This window comes from Terriglobia bacterium, from assembly GCA_036496425.1.
In the GTDB taxonomy this organism is placed as follows: domain Bacteria; phylum Acidobacteriota; class Terriglobia; order 20CM-2-55-15; family 20CM-2-55-15; genus 20CM-2-55-15.
In genome coordinates this window covers 1-3,855 of the sequence record DASXLG010000030.1, presented here as the reverse complement: position 1 = coordinate 3,855, position 3,855 = coordinate 1, and the positions used below count along the sequence as shown (strand labels likewise).

The following is a 3,855-nucleotide window of genomic DNA, read 5'->3' as shown; positions in this document are numbered from 1 at the left end:
AATGCCCAAGAGCAGCGGCATACGCAGTACTTCGAAATGTTCTCAAACCGCGCGCTCTACCACGACGGTTGGATCGCTTCGGTCAGGCACGGACGCCTGCCATGGGAAAGCGCCGGCACCTATGATTTCGCGAAGGACACTTGGGAGCTTTACAAACTGGACGAGGACTTCAGCGAAGCCAACGATCTGGCGGCAAAAAATCCCGAAAAGCTAAAGGAACTCCAGGACCTGTTTCTGGCCGAAGCCAGGAAATACAATGTGCTGCCGCTGGATGACAGGTTTATCGAGCGCGGCGATCCGCGGCTTCGGCCCAGCCTCATCGAAGGGCGGACGAAGTTTACCTATCTATCGGGGACCGCACATGTGGCGGAGAGTTCCGCCGCGAATACATTTAATACTTCTCACACCATCACCGCCTACGTTGAAGTGCCGAAGACTGGCGGTGACGGTGTCTTGGTAGCGCGGGGAGGTTTCGCCGGCGGTTACAGCCTCTACGTCAAGGACGGCAAACCGACTTATGAGTACAACTGGTTTGGGGAAGCACGCTACCGGGTCAGGAGCTCTCAGAAGCTTTCACCTGGGCCCGCAATCATCCGCGCGGAGTTCAAATACGATGGCGGGGGAATCGCCAAGGGTGGAACAGTCGCTTTGTTCGTGAACGATAAGAAGGTCGGTGAAGGTCGGATTGATAAGACGGAACCGGTGCGATTTTCGGCCAACGAAACTTTTGATACAGGCTTGGACTCCGCTTCCCCAGTCAGCACGGAATATCAGCCTCCGTTTCGATACAACGGGGCATTGAAGAAAGTGGAAATTGATGTGGCCCCAGCTCAGCTCAGCGCAAGAGATCGGGAAAAGCTCCGCGATGCGGAACGTTGTGCGGCGATGGCTATCGAATGAAAGGAAATCGAACATAAAAGACAAGCTTGCGATCTACTCGTTAGGGTTCGCGCTGGTGGCGATGACCACGAGTGAGACGCAGTCTTTCTCTCGACCGGACGGCGATGGCAAAACGCAGACTGCCACCGCGGATAAACCGAACATTGTTTTCATTCTGATGGACAACCTCGGTTATGGCGAGGTGGGTTGTTATGGCGGCGGCATTGTCCGCGGCGCGGCCACGCCGCGCATCGACAGGCTCGCAACGGAAGGGGTGCGGCTGACCAACTTCAACGTCGAGGCGCAATGCACGCCGAGTCGCTCCGCTATCCTGACCGGCCGCTTTTCCATTCGGTCCGGCACACACTCTGTGCCGATCGGCGGAGGGCTTGAAGGATTGACGCAATGGGAAGTGACAATCGCGGAGTTACTCTCCGGCGCCGGTTATAGCACTGCCCATTTCGGCAAGTGGCATCTCGGTAGTAACCAAGGCCGGCTGCCTAACGACCAAGGCTTCGACGAGTGGTACGGAATTCCGCGTACGACCGACGAGGTGTTCGCGCCGTCGGAGCCAGCAGCAAAAGCAGCGGGCGTCGCTTTCGAGCACATCATGGAAGGTAAGAAGGGCGAAAAGAGCCGCGAGCTTCAGGTCTATGACTTAGAGCAACGCCGCCTGATCGACACTGAGATTACGCGGCGGACGATCGACTTCATCAAGCGCAGCGCGCAAGCGGGCAAACCGTTTTACGCCTATGTTCCATTTACACTCGTGCATTTCCCTACGCTGCCGAACCCGAAGTTCGCAGGCAAAACTGGATTCGGGGATTTCCCGGATGCGCTTGCGGAGATGGATGCACACGTGGGCGAAATCCTGGACGCAATCGATGAACTGCGCATTCGCGATAACACCATCGTCGTGTTCACGAGCGATAACGGCCCTGAAGCAACGTGGCCCTGGCAAGGATCGTCCGGTCCGTGGCGCGGTTACTACTTCACCCACATGGAAGGTTCCCTGCGGACACCGTTCATCATCCGCTGGCCCAATCGAATTCCCGCCGGCCGTGTGAGCAATGAGATCGTCCACGAGGTCGATATCTACACGACGTTCGCGAAGATCGCCGGCGCGTCTGTGCCACAGGATCGCGCGATCGATGGAGTGGACCAAACTGATTTCCTGCTCGGCAAATCTGAGAAATCCAATCGCGAAGGTTTTCCAGTCTTCGTGGCGGATCGCCTGGAAGCGGTCAAATGGCGGAATTGGAAGGTGTCCTTCTATGACGAGCAGCGAGACTGGTGGACTCCGCCCACCAAACTCGGAGTTCCCAAGGCGTTCGATCTCATTACCGATCCGAAAGAGGAATATCCACAGACAGGGTTACGAAGCTCGTGGATAGCCGGCCCAGCGATGAAGATCGTAGTCGAGTTCGAGCAAAGCTTGAAGAAGTACCCGCCGATCGCGCCCGGCGCGGCGGATCCATACACACCACCGAAATCACGATAACTCAGCAAAGAAACCCAAAAGAGCAATGAAGCTTCCTCCTGATATTCAGTTTCACGAAGACATTCGGCTGCTCGTTTATAGACCCCATGGCTTGGTCAACGAGGCGACGGTTAACAAAATTGTATCTGTCATCGGAGAACTCGAGGTTAGGTTGAAGGAGCCTTTCAATCGATTCTCGGATACGGTCGCAGCCGATGCAGTTGATCTGAACTTCGAATACATCATTCGCGTTTCTCTTTATCGGCGACTCACCTATGCAGGTCGTCCACCGGTGAAGTCAGCCATTCTCGCTACCGATTCCACTCTTGTTCATTACGGCCGGTTACATGCCTTACTGACGCAAGGTTCCTCGATCAACGTCCGGGTCTTCCAAGACCGCGCAGAAGCCGCACAATGGCTGGGCGCGCCAATCGAACTGCTGACTGCGGAAACCGCCGGCAAATCAATTCAAAAATGAAAAAGTTTGAGAAAGAGAATTAGCGCAACCCAACTACGCCTAACGAAAGAAATCGAGCATGAAAACGAGAATCATCCTAATGTTGCTGGGACTGACAGTCCTGGCTTTCACTGTCACGCGCGCCTTTGCTGTGGAAGGTGGCTTAGGCCGGCCGATTTCCGGCATGTCCATTGCGCCGTATGCCGGCGTGATCCCACCTGAGCCGGGCCTCGCGGTTGCTACTGGTGAAACTTACTATGAGGGCTCGATCGGGACCAGCCGAACTGTGCCAATCGCGGGTCTTCTCGCGGCGAACGTCGATATGAAGGCATCATTTACCCCAATCGCGTTGTTCTACATCTGGCCCACGCCGACTAAGGAGTGGAACTTTGCTTCGGCGGTTAGTTTTCCGCTGGCCTGGCTTGAGGTCGAGGCCAACCTTTCCGGCCCGCTGCCGGTCCGAAAAACCGAGAGCACCTTCGGATTATTCGATCTGGTTTTTACTCCGATCGTTGCAAGCTATCACTTTAGCCAGACTGATCATCTGGCCTTCAGTTTCACATTTTGGGCACCGACTGGATCGTTCGAAAAGGGCAGACTTGTCAACCTCAGCCAGAACACCTGGACGTTCATTCCCGGGGTCGCCTACACAAAAATTCTTCCGGAGGCGAACATTGAATTGACCGGCATCTGGCAGATGGAATTCGATACGGAGGATCACGCAACCCGTTATCAGAACGGCATCCTCTCCGACTTGGAAGCGCTGGCTATCAAACGATTCAAAAACGGCCTGGGCATTGGCTTCGTCGAGAGTTGGATCCAGCAGGTCAACGACGACGAAGGCGCACCAGCCGCGCTCAACGGCTTTCTCGGGCGCGCCTTCGGTATCGGTCCGATCGTTACCTACTCAACCAAGCTGGGTAAGAGCCACCTCGATTTTAGCGCGCGCTGGATTCATGATTTCGACGTCAGCAATCGCGTCGAGGGTGACGGATTCAACTTCAGCGCGAGCTTAAAATTCTGATCGCTGGGCGACGGT

Annotated in this window: 4 protein-coding genes; all 4 read left to right on the top strand. The window is 55.6% G+C overall.

Annotated features, from left to right (window positions below; genetic code table 11):
• On the top strand, window positions 1-900 hold a 900-nt coding region (locus VGK48_02250; protein HEY2379981.1), incomplete at its 5' end, for an arylsulfatase.
• Window positions 866-2,380: an arylsulfatase gene (locus VGK48_02245; protein ID HEY2379980.1), complete on the top strand. Its 1,515-nt coding sequence runs from the start codon at window positions 866-868 to the stop codon at window positions 2,378-2,380. The genes VGK48_02250 and VGK48_02245, both read left to right, overlap by 35 nt.
• A 25-nt stretch (window positions 2,381-2,405) precedes the next feature.
• Window positions 2,406-2,837, top strand: coding sequence for a hypothetical protein (locus VGK48_02240; GenBank protein HEY2379979.1), 432 nt, complete (start codon window positions 2,406-2,408; stop codon window positions 2,835-2,837).
• 58 nt (window positions 2,838-2,895) lie between these two features.
• Window positions 2,896-3,840, top strand: a complete 945-nt coding sequence (locus tag VGK48_02235; GenBank protein ID HEY2379978.1) for a transporter — start codon at window positions 2,896-2,898, stop codon at window positions 3,838-3,840.
• The last annotated feature ends 15 nt before the right edge of the window (window positions 3,841-3,855 follow it).